This is a genomic window from Neisseria sp. P0021.S007 (genome assembly GCF_051956855.1).
Map to the genome: position 1 here is coordinate 1 of NZ_JBQCXA010000051.1, position 1616 is coordinate 1616.

Annotated in this window: 1 protein-coding gene; it reads left to right on the forward strand. The window is 51.4% G+C overall.

What is annotated here, in order from left to right; genetic code table 11:
* Positions 1 to 137: 137 nt before the first annotated feature.
* The coding region (locus ACTHUR_RS10990) for a CoA-binding protein (protein ID WP_440398591.1) at positions 138 to 1616 on the forward strand (1479 nt) is incomplete at its 3' end.

Below are 1616 nucleotides of genomic sequence, written 5' to 3' on the forward strand. Positions count from 1 at the left end.
TGCTGAAAATGTCAAACCCAACGGCCTGAGGATGCGTTTCATCCTTCCCAAAAAGAAAGCCGGAGACAAAAAAGAAGTCTAAAAATAAGGCCGTCTGAAACTTTTCAGACGGCCAAAAACACAAATAAGGAACCATCATGAGCGCAACTGCCCAAACCGGCTACTTCTTCATGCCTGAACACATCATCCTCGTCGGCGCCAGCGAACGTCCGCACAGCCTTGGCGAACGCATTTTCAGCCATCTGCTCGGTTCTTCATATCAAGGCAAAATCACCCCCGTCAATCTTCGACACAGCAGTGTCGCAGGCATTCCCTACTACTCCAGCCTCAGCAAAATCCCGGGCCAAGCCGACTTGGTTGTTGCCGTTATCCCGCCCGATCATTACGACTCACTGTTCAAAGCTTGCCGCAAAAAAGACCTGCGCCACATTATCCTGATTCAAGATTGGGAAAACCTGCCGCCCGAATCCTGTAAAAACGCCCGTTCCATCATTCAAAAATATCACGGTGACGAATTGAACATCACCGTGTGCAACAGCGCAGGCATCCAACTCCCCTCGCTCAACCTCAACATCGGCACCCAAACCGACTATCCAGCCGGCCATATCGCGTTACTGACTGGCCACAGCACCGTCAGCCGCAACATCAACCACCTGCTGAACACACTGCATCAAGGCGTATCGCGCCACATTAGTCTCAACTATGATCTAAGCCCTACTACATCCGCCGACTGGCTCAACCGCTTCGGCCACAATCGCCATACCAAAGTTGCCGTGATCCACTATAACCCGGCCGAAAACCAACGCGAGCTGTTCAGTGCCATCCGTCACTTTACACACCACACTCCGCTTATCCTGTTGTCCACACACCATACCGACGACACAGACAAAGCCATCCTGCGCAGCCTCAGCCACCATTGCAATTTCCAACCGGTATTCAATACCGCTGAACTGGAAGCGGCCTTAAAAGCCCACCTTTCCGGCATTCCCGTCATTACCAACCCCACCATTCTGTCCGACACGCCGATAGAATGGCTGCGCAGCACCGCCAATGCCTGTGAATTGACCCTCGACCTCCCAACTGATGCCCCATCCATCCGACAAGGCTGCATCGGCAGCAATCCCACGCCTGCACGCATCCACCGTCTAGCGCTCGAACAATTACAAAATCCACATACTCAAGCCCTGCTCGGCATTATTTCGCCAGATACGCCGGATGCGTACAGCATTCATCAAACTCTGAATAATTTGGCACAAAAAACCAGCAAGCCCATCCTCGTCAGCTATCGTTTTTCAGACGGCCTGACTCGGTTTAACACGCCGGAAGAAGCCTTACTGACACTTTATTTCCGCAATCAAACAGCCTATTTGCAACAGGTGCAAAATATCCCTGCGCCAGCCAAAACAGGCCGTCTGAAAACACCTAAAAGCAAAAATATCGATAAAGCCATTGCATCCGGCCAAACCGAACTGATGGCGGAAGTCCTATACCTGCCTCCGTGCCAAACCAAAAAACACAATGCCGTCCAATTTCGATTCAGCCGCCATGCCATTTACGGCAACATCCTTTACGCCCATTACAACGGCAAAACCGAAGCAGCATTAACTCCATTTACC